This is a genomic window from Bradyrhizobium sp. 87, from assembly GCF_023073015.1.
Classification (GTDB): Bacteria; Pseudomonadota; Alphaproteobacteria; order Rhizobiales; family Xanthobacteraceae; genus Bradyrhizobium; species Bradyrhizobium canariense_D.
In genome coordinates, this window is sequence record NZ_JADPIQ010000128.1 from 385,900 (window position 1) to 401,834 (window position 15,935).

The window sequence follows — 15,935 nt, forward strand, 5'->3', positions numbered from 1 at the left end:
TTCATGAGCCAGTATGTCCTGCGTCGCCTCCTGATCGCGATTCCGAGCCTGCTCGGAATTTCGCTCGTGCTGTTCGTCGTGCTCGCACTCGCCCCGGGCGATCCCTTCTCCGAGCTAGCGACCAATCCGAACGTGCCGCCCGAAGTCGCTCTCGCGCTTCGGGCGAAGTTCGGCCTCGACGATCCGATCTACCTTCGTTACCTGCACTGGCTCAACGCCATGCTGCACGGCGACTGGGGTTTCTCCTTCGTCAGCCGGATGAACGTGGACACGCTCATTCTCCAGCGACTGCCAACGACGCTGTACGTGATCGGCTCGGCGCAGATCCTTGCGCTCCTGATCGCGATCCCGGTCGGGGTCTACGCCGCGACGAAACCTTATTCGCTGTTCGACCAGGTCGCCAACACGCTCGCCTTTGTCGGCTTCTCGCTGCCGACCTTCTTCACCGGCATCCTGTTCATCCTGATCTTCTCGGTCACGCTGGACTGGCTGCCTTTCGTCTACACGACCGACATCAAGGGCACGGGGATTCACTGGGTGCTGGAGATGATCCGTCAGGCGATCATGCCGGTGGCGGTGCTCGGCCTGTTCCAGGCTGCGTCGATGACGCGTTTCGTGCGCTCGGCGATGCTCGACGTGATCCGGCTCGACTACGTCACCACCGCGCGCGCCAAGGGCATCGGCCAGAGGCGGGTGATCATCAAGCATGTGATGCGCAACGCGATGATCCCGGTCGTCACGTTGATTGCGTTGCAAATCCCGGCGGTGTTCGGCGGCGCCATCGTCACCGAGCAGATCTTCCGCATCCCCGGCATCGGCTCGCTGCTGATCTCCTCCATCCTTTCCAACGACACGCCGGTGGTGATGGCCGTCACCTTCGTCTTTGCGTGCCTGGTCGTGCTGTTCAATCTCATCGCGGACGTTCTTTATGGCTGGCTTGACCCTCGCATCTCCCTCCGCTGAGCGGCGCGTCTACTCGCCCTGGCGCGAGACGTGGCGGCGCTATAGCCGCCACAAGCTTGCCGTGGTCAGCGCGTTCCTGCTCCTCGTTCTGATCCTGGCGGTGGTGGTCGGCCCCTTTATCTGGCGGGTCAAGATCGACGACATCGACATCGTGGCGGGCATGCAGGGGCCGTCGCTGGCCCATCCCTTTGGCACCGACGATCTCGGGCAGGATATCCTCGCCCGCATGATCTATGGCGGGCGCATCTCGCTCGCGGTCGGTCTCGCCGCGATGCTGGTCTCGGTCTTTGTCGGTGTGCTGATCGGCGCGCTCGCCGGCATGTCGCGCGGCGCGCTCGGCCATGGGCTGATGTGGCTCACCGATCTCTTTTTGTCGCTGCCGCAATTGCCCCTGCTGCTGCTGCTGATCTATCTCTTCCGCGACGGGCTGAAGGCAGCGTTCGGCCCCGAGGGCGGCATTTTCATCCTGATCGTGCTCGTGATCGGTGGCTTGCGCTGGATGCCGGTCGCCCGCCTCGTTCGCGCCCAGTTCCTGTCGATCCGCGAGAAGGAATTCGTCGAAGCCGCGCGCGCTCTCGGAGCCAGCCCGGTACGGCAGGTGGTGCGCCATATCCTGCCCAATGCGCTCGGTCCGGTGATCATCGCCGGCACCATCGACGTGGCCGCAGCCATCATCGCGGAATCGACGCTGTCCTTCCTCGGCCTCGGCTTCCCGCCGGATACGCCGACCTGGGGCCGGCTGCTTTATGACGCGAAAGACTTTCTCGACATCGGCCCGCACTGGGCGCTGTTCCCGGGCGGCGCGATCTTCATCGCAGTGGTCGCCATCAATTTTATCGGCGACGGCCTGCGTGACGCGCTCGATGCGCGGCGGGTGATCTGATGGCGCCGCTGCTCGAGATCAAGGGACTGAAAACCCACTTCTCCACCGACGACGGCATCCTCCAGGCGGTCGACGGTGTCGACATCTCCATCAACCGCGGCGAGACGCTCTGCGTCGTCGGCGAATCCGGTTGCGGCAAGACCGTCACCGCGATGTCGATCCTGAAGCTGATCGCGATGCCGCCGGGCCGCATCGCGGCAGGCGAGATCATCTTCGAGGGCCGCGATCTCGTGCCGCTGACGAGCAGTCAGCTCGACGAGATCCGCGCCAAGGAGATCGGCTTCATCTTCCAGGAGCCGATGACCTCGCTCAATCCGGTGCTGACCATCGGCGAGCAGATCGCCGAAAGCCTGCGCCGCCATGAGAATGTCACCAGGAAACAGGCGCTCGATCGCACCATCGAGATGCTCAAGCTGGTGCAGATTCCCAACGCCGAAGGCCGCGTGCACAACTATCCGCATCAGTTCTCCGGCGGCATGCGCCAGCGTGTGATGATCGCGATGGCTCTCGCCTGCAAGCCGAAACTGATCATCGCCGACGAGCCCACCACGGCCCTCGACGTCACTATTCAGGCGCAGATCCTCGACCTGCTCCAGGACATGAAGGAACGCTTCGGCATGGCGGTGATGCTGATCACCCATGCCATGGGCGTCGTCGCCGAGACCGCGCAACGCGTCGTCGTGATGTATGCCGGCAAGGTGGTGGAGGAGGCGCCCGTCGACGACCTCTTTGGCAATCCCGGCCATCCCTATACCCAGGGACTGATCCGCTCGATCCCGCGCATCGATCTCGCCAGCGAGCACAAGGTGCGGCTGGAGGCGATCGGCGGCTCGGTGCCGATCCTGATCAATCCGCCGGTCGGCTGCCGCTTCGCTCCGCGCTGCCGCCACGCCATGAGCGTCTGCACCGAGAGGGAGCCGCTGCTGCGCGAGATCGCGCCCGGCCACCGTATGGCCTGTCATCTGGGAGATACGCAGTTGGGAGGCGCAGCATGACCGAGCCCCTGCTCCGCGTCAGCGGCCTGAAGAAATATTTTCCCGTGCATGGCGGCCTGTTGTCGCGCCAGGTCGGCAGCGTTTATGCCGTCGATGGGGTCTCGTTCTCGGTCAACCGCGGCGAGACGCTCGGCCTCGTCGGCGAATCCGGCTGCGGAAAGTCGACGACGGGACGCTGCGTGCTGCGCCTGATCGAACCGACCGACGGCGAGGTCGTGTTCGACGGTCAGGATGTCCGCCAGCTCGGCGGCAACGATTTGCGCGCGATGCGGCGGAACATGCAGCTTGTGTTCCAGGACCCGTTCGCCTCCCTCAATCCGCGCATGACGGTCGGCGCCATCCTCGGCGAAGCCCTCGTCATCCATAAGCTCGGCTCATCCGCCAAGGAGCGTGAGGATCGCGTCGCGAGCCTGCTGGTGAAGGTCGGGCTCAAGGCCGAGCACATGCGCCGCTATCCGCATGAATTCTCCGGCGGTCAGCGCCAGCGCATCGTGATCGCGCGTGCGCTCGCGGTCGAGCCGAAACTGATCGTCTGCGACGAACCGGTGTCTGCGCTCGACGTCTCGATCCAGGCGCAGGTCATCAACTTGCTGGAAGATCTCCAGGCGGAGCTGAACCTCACCTATCTCTTCGTTGCGCACGATTTGTCGGTGGTCGAGCACATCTCCGACCGGGTCGCGGTGATGTATCTTGGCCGTATCGTCGAGCTCGCCAAGGCCAGCGACCTCTACCGCAATCCGCAGCATCCCTACACGAGGGCGCTGTTATCGGCGGTGCCGGTGCCCGATCCCAAGCTCAAGCGCGAGCGCATCCGCCTCAAGGGCGACGTTCCGAGCCCGATGAAGCCGCCGTCGGGCTGCCACTTCCACACCCGCTGTCCTATCGCCCAGCCGCGTTGCGCGGAAAGCGCACCGGAGCTGAAGGAGGGAGCAGGCGGGCACTTTGTGGCGTGCCATCTCGCCTGACGCCGGGAAAAGCGGATCGCGCATTCATGCGTGAAGCAGGCCGTGCTCCGACAGGGCCCGCCTGAAAGCCTCAACCGAGGTGTGGTGATGCGCGAACAGGCCCGCCTCTCGCGCACCGGCGACATTGGCCATGAGATCGTCGACGAACAGGACGTTCTCCGGTTTGACGTCGAGCTCCGACAGACAGAGGCGGAAGCAGCGCGGGTCCGGCTTCGCCGTCTTGAACCGGGCCGAGGCGTAGATTCGCGAGCCGAACAGCGGTGGCAATTCCGGCAGCAGCGCTGCGATATGGTCGGCGACCAGCGTCGTGTTGTTGGTCAGGACGGCAATGTCGACGGTTTGACGCAAGCTGCCGACAATCTCCAGCATGGCACGATCGGCCTGCATTGAACGGCGTCGCGCCTCGATCCACTCGTCCAGTGACAGCGGATAGCCGATGCGGTCGCCGAAACCCCGCAAATAGTCCGCGGCATCGAGTGTGCAGGAATCGCCGAGCAGCTCGAAGCCGCTGTCCCAGATCGCCTTGTGGACGGATTCGCTCGTGGTCCCCGCAACCTTCGCCAGCCATGCGACACGCTTTGCCGTGTCGTAGTCGCAGAGGACATTGTCCATGTCGAAGAGGACGAGTTTGATTTGACCGGTCACCGCAGCACTCTCGGATTGGCCGAACATCCGGCCGTGATCCAAGCCATACCGCGCTGGAGCGCAGGCAACAAATCGGGCCAGCGGTCGATCCGTCACGCGCTCCTGGCGGGCCAGGGAACGACCTGTCCCGACATCACCAGCCGGTCACGGCCGTTGTCCTTGGCGGCGTAGAGCGCGCGGTCGGCGGCGCCGACCAGCGTGCTGCAGTCCGCCGTGGTTTGGGACGGCAGACTCGTCGCGCCGCCAACGCTTGCGGTCACCAGGCGCGAGGGGGGACTTTGCGCATGCGGCATGGCGAGATCGTGCAGAGCCTTGCGAATCCCTTCGCCGACCTCGGCGCAGCCCTCGGGACCGGTGTTCGGCAACAGCACGGCGAATTCTTCGCCACCGTAGCGCGCCGCGACGTCGGCCTGGCGCTTGGTGTGGGTTGATAGGATCCGGCCCAGCGCGCGCAGGCATCCGTCGCCCGCCAGATGCCCGTATTGGTCGTTGAACTTCTTGAAATGATCGACATCGATCAGCAGGAGCGAGAGCTGCGTGCCATCGCGCCGGGCCCGGGCCCATTCCTCGGCGAGGCGCTCGTCGAACGCGCGCCGGTTGACGAGTCCGGTGAGGCCGTCGGTCGTTGCAAGCGAGGCGAGCTTGTCCTGAAGATCCTTCTGCTCGGTGATGTCGCGCACCACCGCGACGACGCCGTCGATCTCACCGCTGTCCGACGCCAGGGTCACGTGCAACGCCGCCTCCGCCCAAATCTCGCCCTTGTCGCGATGACGGTGGCGATAGACGAACCGCGTCTCCTCGGCCTCGCCATTCTTAAGCGCGGCGATAGCCTGCTCGACCCGCTCCATGTCGTCGGCGTGAATGCCGGCCAGGGCCGAGGTGGATAGCAGCTCGTCGGAGGACCAGCCCGTGATGCGTACGCACGAGGGGGAAACGTAGAGCAGCCGGTTGTCCAGCCCGATCCGGGTCACCATGTCGCTGGATTGCTCGGCCAACAGGCGGAAGTTTGCTTCGTTGACGACGAGGGCCTGGGCCGTGCGCTGCCGCTGTACGAGCTGACGGACCAGGTAGAAGCCGATCACCGCGATCAGCAGCACAAGGCCGAGGACGAAGGTGGTGCGCGCAGCCGCGGCTTGCCGCCACGGCGCCAGCACGTCGTCCCGCGACTTGCTCGCCAGCACCATTAGGGGATAGCGGCTGCTGCGTTGGTAATAGCTCAGCCGCTGGACGCCATCGAGCGGCGACTTGAAATAGTAGACTGCTGCGGCGGGGCGACTTTCCCATCCCTTGAACAAGGGCGCATTGGACAGGTCGCGTCCGACAAAGGCGCCACTGTCGTCGCGGCTGCGCGCCAGCATGATGCCGCTATCGTTGAGCAGCGATGCCGAGCCGTTCGTACCGATGTCGAACCGCTCGTAGAACTTGACGAAATAGCCGACGTCGATCGTGAGCAGGGCAACGCCGGCGAAGCCGCCGTCGGCATCGTTGATCCGGCGGGACGCGGTGACGACCCATTGGCCCCCGGCTCGACTCTTCACGGGCGGTCCGATCAGCGTGCCCATCTCCGGCGAGTGCCGATGACGCTGGAAATATTCGCGGTCGCTGTTGTTGAGCTTGGAGAAGTCGAGCCGCTCGGTCGTGGCAAGCCACTGCCCGCTCGCGTCATAAACGAAGATGCCGCGGATCCGGTCCGATGATTTTCGTGTCGGCAGATAGGCCTGAAGCTTGGTGATCGTGTCCGGACCCGTCCCGTCGATTTCGAGCCGGTGGACCCGGCCTACGAGGATTGTATCAACGAGTTCGAAGGTGTCGTCCGCGTGCTGGATCAGCGAATGCGCCAGATTGGCGACGTCGATCTCGGCGTTCTTGAGATCGGCATTGCGTGTTTCCCATTCACGCCAGGCGCTCAAGCCGAGGATGGCGAAGCAGGTCAGGATGACGAAACCCGCTGCCCAGAGCGGAAGGCGCGTCTTTCCGAGTTCGCGGCCCGTGGTCATCAGGCTTGCTCCATTTCGGCGCAAACCTCTCACTTTGGCCTTAACGGGCTGTTGCAACTTCCGTGCGGATTGTGCGCTTCCGGTCGGAACAATCCTCGACAATTGACGGGCTATCGTCGAGCTAACCAGGCTGACCCCGCGCGCCGGGCCTTTCTGCCTCACTCATCCAGCGTGAAGCCGACCCGCAGCGTCACCTGGTAGTGGCGCACGGCACCGTTCTCGATATGGCCGCGCGTTTGCACCACCTCGAACCATTTCATCTCGCGAACGGTCTTTGCGGCCCGGCTGACCGCGTTCTTGATCGCATCCTCGATCGACGTCTCGGACGATCCGACCAGTTCCAGGATCTTGTAGACGTGATCCGTCTCGCTTGTGGCCATGACTATTCTCCCCTCGTGCTGTGGCGGGACCGGATATGTCTGTCGCGGACAACTGGCGCCCGCGCGACATCCGGCCTCGACTCTGAACGGATGCCGGCGCCCCGAGTTCCGTCCCGGCAGGAGCCTGCCGCTCGCCTTCCGAGCGCTGCCTAGGCGTCCCAATTTTTCTAAGTGCACGAAAATCTGGATCGCGTGTGCAAGCGGCGCTCCTGAATTGGCGCGCGGTCGCCGGCCCGCTCTTGCCGGTTCCGATATGAGTAAGCTAACCTTGGCCTTTCCTCTGGCGTCTTCGAAGTGCGGTGATGATCGAGCGTTGGACGAGGGGCGCTCTGGCTGCGATCGGTCTCTGCGTTGTGCCCGCGCCGGCCATCGCGCAGGACGATCTCGACGGTGCCCCGATGAGCATGTCGCTGCAGGTCACGACCGATCCCTCCACCATCGAGTGCCGTCGGCTGGAGAAGGTCAATCCGGCCTCGCTGGTCTTCTTGCCGCTACGCCGGACCTTCAACGAGGATTTTGACGAGCATCCGCTGGCAAACGGACGCTGGGTGCCGCATTACGCCGGCGGCGCGGCCTGGCCGGAGGCGCGTTACTGGGGCGGCGACGGCTCCGACTTCAAGCGCAAGACCAGCGCCAATGGCGAGCAACAGATCTATGTCGATCCGCGCTATGCGGGGCGCAACGCGGCGCCGCTCGGGCTCGATCCGTTCAAGGTCAAGGACGGCGTGCTGTCGATCGTCGCCAGCCGTACCCCGCCGGGGTTGAAGCCGGTGCTGTTCGACAACGAGTACATCTCCGGGATACTGACGACCCAGGGCACGTTCGCGCAGAAGCACGGCTATTTCGAGATCCGCGCCAAGGTGCCGGTCGGGCACGCAGTGTGGCCGGCGTTCTGGATGCTGGCGGATGACGGTGGCTGGCCGCCGGAGGTGGACGTGCTGGAAGGCCGCGGCGAAAAGCCGGGCGATCTCGTGATGACGACGCATTGGCGGATTCCCTCGACCCAGAAGATTCAGTCCTGCGGCTTCGACTTCGCGGTCGGCGACGCGTCGAGCGCATTCCACACTTACGGTGTGCTGTGGGAGGAGGATCGCCTGGTCTATTTCATCGACCGCAGACCGGTGTCCGACATCAAGGTGCCGATCGGTTTCGACGATCCCATGTACATGATCGTCAATCTCGCGATCGGATCCAAATTCTTTCTCGGCGTCGGTCCGGTCGACGCGGAGTCGCCGCCTACCGTCGCATTCGAGATCGACCGGATTTCCGTCTATCAGATCGATCTGGAGCAGGCGCGCAGATAGAAGCTCGCTGATCTCTCCCGGCGTTGGGCGGCGCGAGTCAACGATGGATTGCCGAGGGCCTGCACGCCGACGTTACGGATCCAGCTCCGTATCCCAGTAGAGATAATCCAGCCAACTGTCGTGCAGATAGTTCGGCGGGAACAGGCGGCCGTTACGGTGGAGCTGGTGCACGGTCGGCGCGAAGGCGTGCTGGCGTGGAAACATCTTGGCCTGCACCGGCGTCAGATTGCCCTTGCGCAAATTGCAGGGGGAGCACGCCGCGACCACGTTCTCCCAGGTGGTCTGGCCGCCTTTGCTGCGCGGGATGATGTGGTCGAAGGTGAGGTCTTCGGGCGAGCCGCAATATTGGCAGGCGAAACGATCGCGCAGGAAGACGTTAAATCGGGTGAAGGCAGGGTGGGTGGTCGGCTTGACGAAGGATTTGAGCGAGACGACGCTCGGCAGCTGCATTTGCAGCGTGGGGCTATGGACCGCCTGATCGTAATGCGCGACGATGTTGACGCGGTCGAGGAATACCGCCTTGATCGCGTCCTGCCACGACCACAAAGACAGTGGGTAGTAACTCAGCGGCCGGAAGTCCGCATTCAGCACCAACACCGGCCAATGGCCTTGCGAGACATGTGCGTTCAAGTAACGCTCCTGGCCTCCAATGTACGCTGCGAAGCAGCACGTAACTGACATACTACATGCAGCGTGACGGGATTGTGAAGCCCGTTGAGCGACTTATTCCGGCACAAGCAATGCGGCCGGGGGGTGGCAAAGCGCGCAAAACGCTGTGATTTCCAAGTCCGAGGCCGTTGAGGCAGCGTCATCCTGACAGCGCGACGTGGATGTGCCGAGGCAGCTACTCCCGCACGCGCTCCAGCTTCTGCAAACATCGCGTCGCGCGCACCACGGCCGGCATCTCCTCGTCCGGAAAGCTGGTCTTCCAGTCGGTGACGCCGACCTCGCCGACATAGATGTCGCCCCTGGAATCCAGTGCGATGCCGTGCGGCGCCAGGAACTTGCCGCTCGCAACGCCCGGGCCTTCCTCGCCACCGAGCCGCGCGATGCGGTTGCCCTTGGCGTCCACGATCGAGAGCCGCGGGCCGAGATTGGGCACCTTGCGGTTGACGGCCAGGCCAGGGCCGAGTTCCCCGATGACGAAGGTCGGGCTCTTAGCCCCACCGCAACAGCATAGCGCACAAGGGCGGTGCAGATTGTTCCACTGCGTCTCGTACTTGCCGTTGCCGTCGAACACCTGCACGCGGTGGTTCTCGCGGTCGGCGACATAGACAAAGCCGTCGGCGTCGGTGGCGATGTTGTGCACGATGTTGAACTGGCCGGGATCGGTGCCGGGTTCGCCCCAGCTTGTCATCAGCTTGCCGCCGGGCGTGAATTTGTGCACGCGCGCATTGCCATAGCCGTCGGAGACGTAGATTTCACCCTTCGGCGACAGCGCGGTGTGGGTGCAGCGGTGGAAGGGATCGCCGCTCATGAACGGCGACGGTTTCTCGGGGATGCCGATCGTCAGCAGCACCTTGCCGTCGGTGGTGCACTTGCGCACGGTGTGGTCGCCGTCATCGGTGCAATAGAGATTGTCGTCGGCATCGATGTGCAGGCCGTGGGCGCGCGAGAACAGGCCTTCGCCCCAACTTCGCAAGAAATTGCCCTCGCGGTCCAGCACGACCATCGGATGGGCCCCGCGGTTGAAGACGTAGACGCGGTCCTTGCTGTCGACCGCGACCGAGGCGACGTCGGTGAGCTGCCATCCGTCCGGCAGCTTTGCGAAGTTTTCAACGACGCGGTAGCGGTGCTCGCCGGTGCCGAGAATGGCTGGCATGAATTCTCCTCTTGTTCGTTATCGTGGTGCGACACTGCTTCTACGGTGTTGTTCAAGCGGTGCTCGCCGCTGCCGCTCCAGCCTGCCCCAAAATCCCTTCCTCGATCGCCTTGATCTGCAGCGCCAGATATTTCGAGTTGATCCGGCATTGCGCGAGGCTGCCGGCGATGAACCAGAGGCCGGGCTGCCTGGTGCGCGTATACATGTTACGCAGCTCGAGGCCGTCGCCAAAGCCCCAGATCGGGCCGACCCGGTCGGCGACGGCGTCGCCGAACAGTTTCTGCACCAGATATTCCTGTGTCTTGTAACCGGTCGAGAGCACGATCAGGTCGGCCGAAAGGGTTGTGCCGTCCTTCATGCGAACGCCCTCGGTGACGAAGCTCTCGATGTCGGAAAACTGCCTGAGCTTGATCGCGCCCTCGATGATGAGGTTGGAGCAGCCGACATTGAAATAATAGCCGCCGCCACGGGTGAGATATTTGAACTGCCAGCCGGTGCCGGCCTCGCCGAAATCGAGCTTGAAGCCGACGCGCCGCAACCCGTCGAGCAGTTCCTTGTCGAGCTCCTTCGACTGCTCCGTCAGCATCACATGGGTCTTTTTCGCGAGCGGTGTCGGCATCGAGGTCGCGATCAGATCGTTGTCCTCGAGCGTGCCCTCATTGTAGGTCGCATAAGCGAGTTGGGCCGACGGCTCGATATTGGTGACGAGCGTAGGTGAACGCTGCACCAGCGTCACTTCGGCACCACTGGAGTGAAGATCCTGCGCGATGTCGTGGCCGCTATTGCCGGTGCCGATGACGATGGCGCGTTTTCCTGTCCAGGTCTCGCCGTCCTCGTAGCGGCTCGAATGCAGCAGCGTGCCCTTGAAGTTATCCAGGGTCGGAATGACAGGCACATTGGCGATGCCGCTGACGCCGGTCGCCATCACCACATGGCGCGGGTGCATGATACGCTCACTGCCGTCGGTGTGCCGCAGTGTGACGGTCCAGTGGTCTTTCGCATCGTCGTAGGCGCCGCCCTCGAATTCGGTTCCGGTCCAGAAGTTCAGCTCCATCGCCTCGACGTAAGCTTCGAACCAGTTGGCGAGCTTGTCCTTGGGGATATAGGTCGGCCAGCTCGGCGGAAACGGCATGTAGGGCAAATGATTGACCTGCACCTGGTTATGCAGGGTCAGCGCGTGGTAGCGCTTGCGCCAATTGTCCCCGATCCGTGCCTCGCGATCGACGATCAGGGTGTCGATGTTCAACTGTTTCAGCCGCGCCGCGATCGCGAGCCCGGCCTGGCCGCCGCCGACCACCAGCACGGCGGGATCGCGATCGGCGTAGTCGCGCGAGCCGTTGCGCAAGTCCAGCCAGTTCGGTCCACGGAAGTCGCGCGAATAGGCCTGGCCGCGCGGCCGCGAGGTGCCGAGCTGCTCCTCGAAGCCCTTGAGCTCGTCGAGCGCGGTGAGGAGCGTCCACGCTTTCAGGCGGTCGCCGTCGGTGGCGTCGGGCACAAGCCTGACGATGCCGCTGCCGCGCCCCAGTGCGGTTTCGAAATTGAAGATCACCTCGATAGTGTTGGTCCCGGCACGCGTCACCCAGCGCGGTGGCGCTCGGTTCGGCGCAATCTTGAAGCTGCCCGGCGCAGCCTTTGCCGCGAGCGTTGTCAGCTCCCGCTTGATCGAGTCGCCGCCGCCGATCGTTTGCAGGTTCCAGCTTAGTGCCAGCACATCGCGCCAATAGCTGTCGGCGAGGAAAAGACGATCCAGCGCAGCGCTATCGGCTGCGCCCAGCGTTAGCTCGACCTCATCGAGCCAGGCTTGCGCGGATGCGACAATGTCCTTGGTCCTGTCCAGCATGCGCGACCTCGTGCCGTCTCCGCGGCGTTTCCTCTACGGTCGAAAGCTATACTGTTTCGCAGACGGCCAATAGCCGATTACCCGAGCAGTGAGAACATGTGGCCCTGCTTCAGCGGAATGCGCTCGTTGAGAGAGACCTGCGGCACCCTCGTGGTGTTCGAGGAGGGGCACGCGAAAAAGGCTCCACCTTGGTGGAGCCTCCCTCGCGCTCTTGGGATTCACTGCCGCTGGCGTGGCGGCGAGCGGAACATCCCTACCTCACCCGCGTGCCGGCGCCGTACAGCTCACGCTCACGGCCGACATCGTCGGGTGACAACGGCGGGCTTGCGGCATCGAAGCCGTTCCAGCCGGATTTTTGCCAGGCGGCGCTCCGTTCCTGCAGGTTCACGGCCTTCTCGTGCAGAAGGGCATCGAGACGTGTGCTGTCCTGGTCGGGTACCCGCGCCGATACCAGCGTTCCGCCGCGACGGACGCCCTCCGCGTAGCGCGACGCATCATCCTTGGAGACGCCGGCTTCGGTCAGCGCGCCAACGATGCCGCCCGTCGCGGCGCCGGCCGCGGCACCAACTGCGGTCGAAGCCAGCCATCCGGCGGCAACCACCGGTCCGAGTCCCGGAATGGCCAGCAGGCCGAGTCCGGCAAGCAGGCCGGCCGCGCTTCCGAGGCCTGCGCCGATGCCGGCACCCGTGCCGGCACCTTCGGCGCGATCGTCGACGCCGTCGCGATCACGGTCAACCTTGCCGGTGGAGGAGCCGTACCAGTTATCGGAATTGTTCGCGACGATGCTGATGTCGGAGTGCGGCACGCCCGCGGCCTCCAGACGCCTGACCGCACGTTCCGCATCCGAATAGGTGTCATAGAGTCGAGAAATAGTGGTCGTCATGTTTCATCCTCCTTACTTGGCGGGGTTCACGTTGCCCTGGAAATCGACGCTCACGTCCGCCTTGGTCCCGGCCTTGTCGGCCTTGCCGCGCCAGACGCCGTTGTCGTCCTTTTGCAGTCCGGAAACATTGGAATAACCCGCGCCCTCGATCTTCGACTTCGCCTGGCCCTCGGTGAAGCTGTTGCGGCCCGCGACCGGTGCGTTGGAGTTGTTGTGATCAGAGCTGTTGACGGCGTTGTTGCCCGGCCCGCTCTGCGCAGGCTGTGACTGTGCACTGACAGGCGCTGATCCGAGCAGCAGCAGAGCTGCGGCGAGCATGGTGAGACGAGACATTTTTTATTCTCCGGCTGTTGATTGTGCCGGTCGACAACAGGCGAGATTCGAATTGGTTGCTCTTCCATTTGCGACGGAAGCGCGCGTCTTCAATCTGCCGAATATTGGAGAGGCGCAGGAACGATTGCCACTCGTTCCCGTTTATGCGGTCCCGCACTCTCGGACGGCGTTGCCTGTCCTCACATCGTCCAATAGGGCTCCCGCAGCTTGCGCTTGAGAATCTTTCCCGTGGCCTCGCGCGGCAGCGCGTCACGGAATTCGACGTCCTTTGGCACCTTGAAATTGGCAAGCCGCCCGCGCAGGAACGATCGGACGGCGTCGGCCGAGAGCTCGGCATCCGATTCAGGCTCGACAAAGGCGCACAGCCGTTCGCCGAATTCCGCGTCGGGGATGCCGAACACGGCACAGTCGCGCACGCCGGGCATTCCGATCAGCACGTTCTCGATCTCGGCGGGATAGATGTTGACGCCGCCGGAGATCACCATGTCGCGCTTGCGATCGCACAGGAACAGATAGCCGTCCGCGTCGAGATAACCGACGTCGCCGACGCTGACCAGGCCGTCACGGCCGGCTTCGGCCCTTGCCTGCGACCTGCCGTGATAGTCGAAATCGGGCACTGACGTCTGGCGCATGTAGATTTCGCCGACTTCGTTTGCACCGCACGGGCTGCCGTCATCGCGGAAGATCCTGACGATGCCGCCTTCGATGGGGCGGCCGACCGTGCCAGGCTTCTTCAGTGCTTCCTCGGCCGAGTGCCACACCGGGATCCCGGTCTCGGTGGAGCCGAAATATTCGTTGATGACCGGTCCCCACCAGTCGATCATGGCGCGCTTGACGTCCGGCGGGCAGGGGGCGGCGCCGTGCACGACGAAACGCAGCGACGACAGGTCGTAGCGCTGCCTGACCGCTTCGGGCAACCGCAGCAGCCGGACGAACATGGTCGGTACCATGTGAATGTGCTTGACGCGGTGGCGCTCGATCAGCGCCAGCAGCTCCTCGGCATCGAACCGCGCCTGGAGGATGATGGTGCAAGCGCTGCGGAACGCCAGCATGCCGTAGGAATGCGGCGCCGAGTGATACATCGGGCCGTTGATCAGCACGATTTGGTCTTCCCGCGGCTTGATGCCATAGGCGATCCCGCCCACGCGTTCGGAGGCGGCCGCCTGTTCGGGCTGCATCGGCATGCGCCGCACGCCCTTCGGCATGCCCGTGGTGCCGGATGTATAAATCATCGCTGCGGCCCGCCGCGGCGGCTCCTGCGCTTGCGGATGGTCGTCGCGCCAGCGGTCCCAATCGGTCAGTCCCACCGGGATCTCGGTCAGTTCCCCAGGGATCGAAAAGGTCGCTGCGAGTTCGGGCGGCGTCGCGACGACCAGGAGAAGGACATCCGCCGGTACGCCGTCGCGGATCTGCGGCAGCAAATCCGCGTGGCAGACCAGGATCTTCGCCCCGCTGTCGGCCAGGATGTAACGGACCTCCTCGGCCTTCAAATGCCAGTTGATCGGCACCACCGGACTGCCCAGCGCGGCCGAGGCCGCAACCACCTCGAACAGAGCGAAATCGTTGCGCAGCATCATCGCGACCGGCGCGGCCTCGGCAAGCCCCAGGGCGCGGAAGCCGCTCATCGCCCGCCTGATCCGAGCCCGGATGTCGTCATAGCTGATCTGGCGTTCGCCGCTGATGATCATGGCGTCTCCTCATCCCGCTCGTCTAGCGATCATCCAGCACGTCGCCGAAGCCGACCCAGCTCTTGCCATTGAAGCGCCGGAGCTGAAGCTGCTGGAACGGCAGATAGTCGTCGGGGCCGGTCGTAACCGCCATTCCCGGCAGCAGCAGCGGCAGCTTCACATCCTTCAACGAGGCCGCCTGGCGCATGATGTTGTCGCGGCTGATATCATCCTTGCACCCCTTCAGCACCGTCATCAGCAGCGTGGCATAGTGATAGCCCGCGGCGTAGTTGGAGTTGGAGAGGTCCGCGGCCGGCATGTAGCGCTTCATGAAGGCGAAGTATTCCTTCACGCCGGGATCGTCGACCCATTGCGGGTCCATCGTGTCCTTCTGATTGCTCGACGAGATCAGGCCGACCGCGTTGTCGAGCCCTGCCGGTTCCAGGAAAGAGATCGACGACGCCGAGGTCGGCACGAAGAACAGCTCCGGCTTCCAGCCGATCTCGGCCACGCCCTTGACCATTTGCGAGGTGAACTTGCCGAGCACGACGCCGAACAGCACGTTGGCGCCCGAGGCCTTCAAGGTCGAGAGTTGCGAGCTGATCGTCGGCGCGCTGGTCTCGTAGCTCGCTTCCGCGATGATCATGCTTGCGGCCTTAGGCCCGAGCGCTCGCTTGAAGCCGGCGACATAGTCGCGGCCGAAATCGTCGTTCTGCGAGAGGATCGCGATCCTGGCGTTGGGCTTGGCCTGCAAAATGTATTTGGCATAGACCACGCCCTCGGATTCGTAGGCCGCCATGCCCGGCATGGTCCACGGGTTCTTCTGCGGATCGGCCCATTTGGTGGCGCCGGAGAGCACGAACAGCTGCGGCACTTTCTTGGCGTTGAGATAGCGCTGCACGGCGCTGTTGGTGGCGGTGCCGAGCGAGCCGAACATCATCAGCACCTCTTCTTGCTCCACCAGCTTGCGGGTCTGCTCGACGGTCTTCGGCGGCGAATAGGCGTCGTCCAGCGTGATGAACTTGACCTTGCGGCCGTTGATGCCGCCTTCGGCATTGACCTTCTCGAAGAACGCTTCCTGCGTCCGTCCGATCGCGCCGAAGCCGGAGGCCGGGCCGCTGTAGGGCAGGGTCTGCCCGATGCGGATCTCGTCGCTGCCTTCGGCATGGGCGCTGCCGCCGGCGAGCATCAGCAACGACATCCCGATCAGTGCGGCTGCCAGCTTCATGGTGTCCTCCCGTTTTATTGTCGGTCCGAG

15 protein-coding genes are annotated in these 15,935 nt (G+C 64.0%); 5 read left to right on the forward strand and 10 right to left on the reverse strand.

The window, feature by feature from the left end; translation table 11 throughout:
- Positions 1–3 precede the first annotated feature (3 nt).
- From IVB50_RS33260 to IVB50_RS33275, 4 genes are read left to right on the forward strand one after another with little or no spacing between them, the layout of a single operon-like run.
- A complete protein-coding gene (locus IVB50_RS33260) occupies positions 4–963 on the forward strand; it encodes an ABC transporter permease (RefSeq protein WP_007597394.1) in 960 nt (319 codons plus the stop codon).
- Positions 929–1,846: an ABC transporter permease subunit gene (locus tag IVB50_RS33265; RefSeq protein WP_007597392.1), complete on the forward strand. Its 918-nt coding sequence runs from the start codon at positions 929–931 to the stop codon at positions 1,844–1,846. Before IVB50_RS33260 ends, IVB50_RS33265 begins: the two co-directional genes overlap by 35 nt.
- Complete coding sequence (locus IVB50_RS33270) at positions 1,846–2,841, forward strand: ABC transporter ATP-binding protein (protein WP_085350758.1); 996 nt, start codon at positions 1,846–1,848, stop codon at positions 2,839–2,841. The genes IVB50_RS33265 and IVB50_RS33270 overlap by 1 nt, the downstream gene beginning before the upstream one ends.
- Positions 2,838–3,806 (forward strand): dipeptide ABC transporter ATP-binding protein, encoded by a 969-nt coding sequence (locus tag IVB50_RS33275; protein ID WP_007597389.1) that lies wholly within the window; start codon positions 2,838–2,840, stop codon positions 3,804–3,806. The genes IVB50_RS33270 and IVB50_RS33275 overlap by 4 nt, the downstream gene beginning before the upstream one ends.
- 24 nt (positions 3,807–3,830) lie before the next feature.
- Here the strand turns inward: IVB50_RS33275 and IVB50_RS33280 are convergent, their stop codons facing one another.
- From IVB50_RS33280 to IVB50_RS33290, 3 genes are all read right to left on the reverse strand, one after another.
- Positions 3,831–4,478 carry an HAD family phosphatase gene (locus IVB50_RS33280; protein ID WP_026232488.1) on the reverse strand — a complete coding sequence of 216 codons (648 nt, stop codon included), beginning with the start codon at positions 4,476–4,478 and terminating at the stop codon, positions 3,831–3,833.
- 65 nt (positions 4,479–4,543) lie between these two features.
- A complete protein-coding gene (locus IVB50_RS33285; RefSeq protein WP_247299274.1) occupies positions 4,544–6,448 on the reverse strand; it encodes a diguanylate cyclase in 1,905 nt (634 codons plus the stop codon).
- A gap of 158 nt (positions 6,449–6,606) precedes the next feature.
- Entirely contained in the window at positions 6,607–6,828 is a 222-nt protein-coding gene (locus tag IVB50_RS33290; RefSeq protein WP_018453224.1) for a dodecin, read from the reverse strand.
- Between the two features lie 302 nt (positions 6,829–7,130).
- Here IVB50_RS33290 and IVB50_RS33295 point away from each other — a divergent pair, with 302 nt between their 5' ends.
- A complete protein-coding gene (locus tag IVB50_RS33295) occupies positions 7,131–8,132 on the forward strand; it encodes a glycoside hydrolase family 16 protein (protein WP_018453225.1) in 1,002 nt (333 codons plus the stop codon).
- 72 nt (positions 8,133–8,204) lie between these two features.
- Here IVB50_RS33295 and IVB50_RS33300 read toward each other — a convergent pair whose 3' ends face one another.
- The 7 genes from IVB50_RS33300 to IVB50_RS33330 form a co-directional block, all read right to left on the reverse strand.
- Entirely contained in the window at positions 8,205–8,762 is a 558-nt protein-coding gene (locus IVB50_RS33300) for an HNH endonuclease (protein WP_007597381.1), read from the reverse strand.
- A gap of 214 nt (positions 8,763–8,976) precedes the next feature.
- Positions 8,977–9,954 carry a peptidyl-alpha-hydroxyglycine alpha-amidating lyase family protein gene (locus IVB50_RS33305; protein ID WP_018453226.1) on the reverse strand — a complete coding sequence of 326 codons (978 nt, stop codon included), beginning with the start codon at positions 9,952–9,954 and terminating at the stop codon, positions 8,977–8,979.
- Between the two features lie 52 nt (positions 9,955–10,006).
- Positions 10,007–11,794, reverse strand: a complete 1,788-nt coding sequence (locus tag IVB50_RS33310) for an NAD(P)/FAD-dependent oxidoreductase (RefSeq protein WP_247299277.1) — start codon at positions 11,792–11,794, stop codon at positions 10,007–10,009.
- Between the two features lie 253 nt (positions 11,795–12,047).
- The gene (locus IVB50_RS33315) at positions 12,048–12,677 is read right to left on the reverse strand and encodes a general stress protein (protein ID WP_018453227.1); all 630 of its coding nucleotides are present in this window, start codon (positions 12,675–12,677) and stop codon (positions 12,048–12,050) included.
- Between the two features lie 12 nt (positions 12,678–12,689).
- Positions 12,690–13,010, reverse strand: coding sequence for a hypothetical protein (locus tag IVB50_RS33320; RefSeq protein WP_026232489.1), 321 nt, complete (start codon positions 13,008–13,010; stop codon positions 12,690–12,692).
- A gap of 179 nt (positions 13,011–13,189) precedes the next feature.
- A complete protein-coding gene (locus IVB50_RS33325; RefSeq protein ID WP_247299279.1) occupies positions 13,190–14,698 on the reverse strand; it encodes an acyl-CoA synthetase in 1,509 nt (502 codons plus the stop codon).
- A gap of 22 nt (positions 14,699–14,720) precedes the next feature.
- The gene (locus IVB50_RS33330) at positions 14,721–15,905 is read right to left on the reverse strand and encodes an ABC transporter substrate-binding protein (protein WP_018453230.1); all 1,185 of its coding nucleotides are present in this window, start codon (positions 15,903–15,905) and stop codon (positions 14,721–14,723) included.
- Positions 15,906–15,935 lie beyond the last annotated feature (30 nt).

What these genes read in the sequence shown, in the direction of transcription:
- IVB50_RS33260 (WP_007597394.1), top strand. Translation starts at nt 4, where the DNA reads ATGAGCCAGTATGTCCTGCGTCGCCTCCTGATCGCGATTCCGAGCCTG.
- IVB50_RS33265 (WP_007597392.1), top strand. Translation starts at nt 929, where the DNA reads ATGGCTGGCTTGACCCTCGCATCTCCCTCCGCTGAGCGGCGCGTCTAC.
- IVB50_RS33270 (WP_085350758.1), top strand. Translation starts at nt 1,846, where the DNA reads ATGGCGCCGCTGCTCGAGATCAAGGGACTGAAAACCCACTTCTCCACC.
- IVB50_RS33275 (WP_007597389.1), top strand. Translation starts at nt 2,838, where the DNA reads ATGACCGAGCCCCTGCTCCGCGTCAGCGGCCTGAAGAAATATTTTCCC.
- IVB50_RS33280 (WP_026232488.1), bottom strand. Translation starts at nt 4,478, where the DNA reads ATGTTCGGCCAATCCGAGAGTGCTGCGGTGACCGGTCAAATCAAACTC.
- IVB50_RS33285 (WP_247299274.1), bottom strand. Translation starts at nt 6,448, where the DNA reads ATGACCACGGGCCGCGAACTCGGAAAGACGCGCCTTCCGCTCTGGGCA.
- IVB50_RS33290 (WP_018453224.1), bottom strand. Translation starts at nt 6,828, where the DNA reads ATGGCCACAAGCGAGACGGATCACGTCTACAAGATCCTGGAACTGGTC.
- IVB50_RS33295 (WP_018453225.1), top strand. Translation starts at nt 7,131, where the DNA reads ATGATCGAGCGTTGGACGAGGGGCGCTCTGGCTGCGATCGGTCTCTGC.
- IVB50_RS33305 (WP_018453226.1), bottom strand. Translation starts at nt 9,954, where the DNA reads ATGCCAGCCATTCTCGGCACCGGCGAGCACCGCTACCGCGTCGTTGAA.
- IVB50_RS33310 (WP_247299277.1), bottom strand. Translation starts at nt 11,794, where the DNA reads ATGCTGGACAGGACCAAGGACATTGTCGCATCCGCGCAAGCCTGGCTC.
- IVB50_RS33315 (WP_018453227.1), bottom strand. Translation starts at nt 12,677, where the DNA reads ATGACGACCACTATTTCTCGACTCTATGACACCTATTCGGATGCGGAA.
- IVB50_RS33320 (WP_026232489.1), bottom strand. Translation starts at nt 13,010, where the DNA reads ATGTCTCGTCTCACCATGCTCGCCGCAGCTCTGCTGCTGCTCGGATCA.
- IVB50_RS33325 (WP_247299279.1), bottom strand. Translation starts at nt 14,698, where the DNA reads ATGATCATCAGCGGCGAACGCCAGATCAGCTATGACGACATCCGGGCT.
- IVB50_RS33330 (WP_018453230.1), bottom strand. Translation starts at nt 15,905, where the DNA reads ATGAAGCTGGCAGCCGCACTGATCGGGATGTCGTTGCTGATGCTCGCC.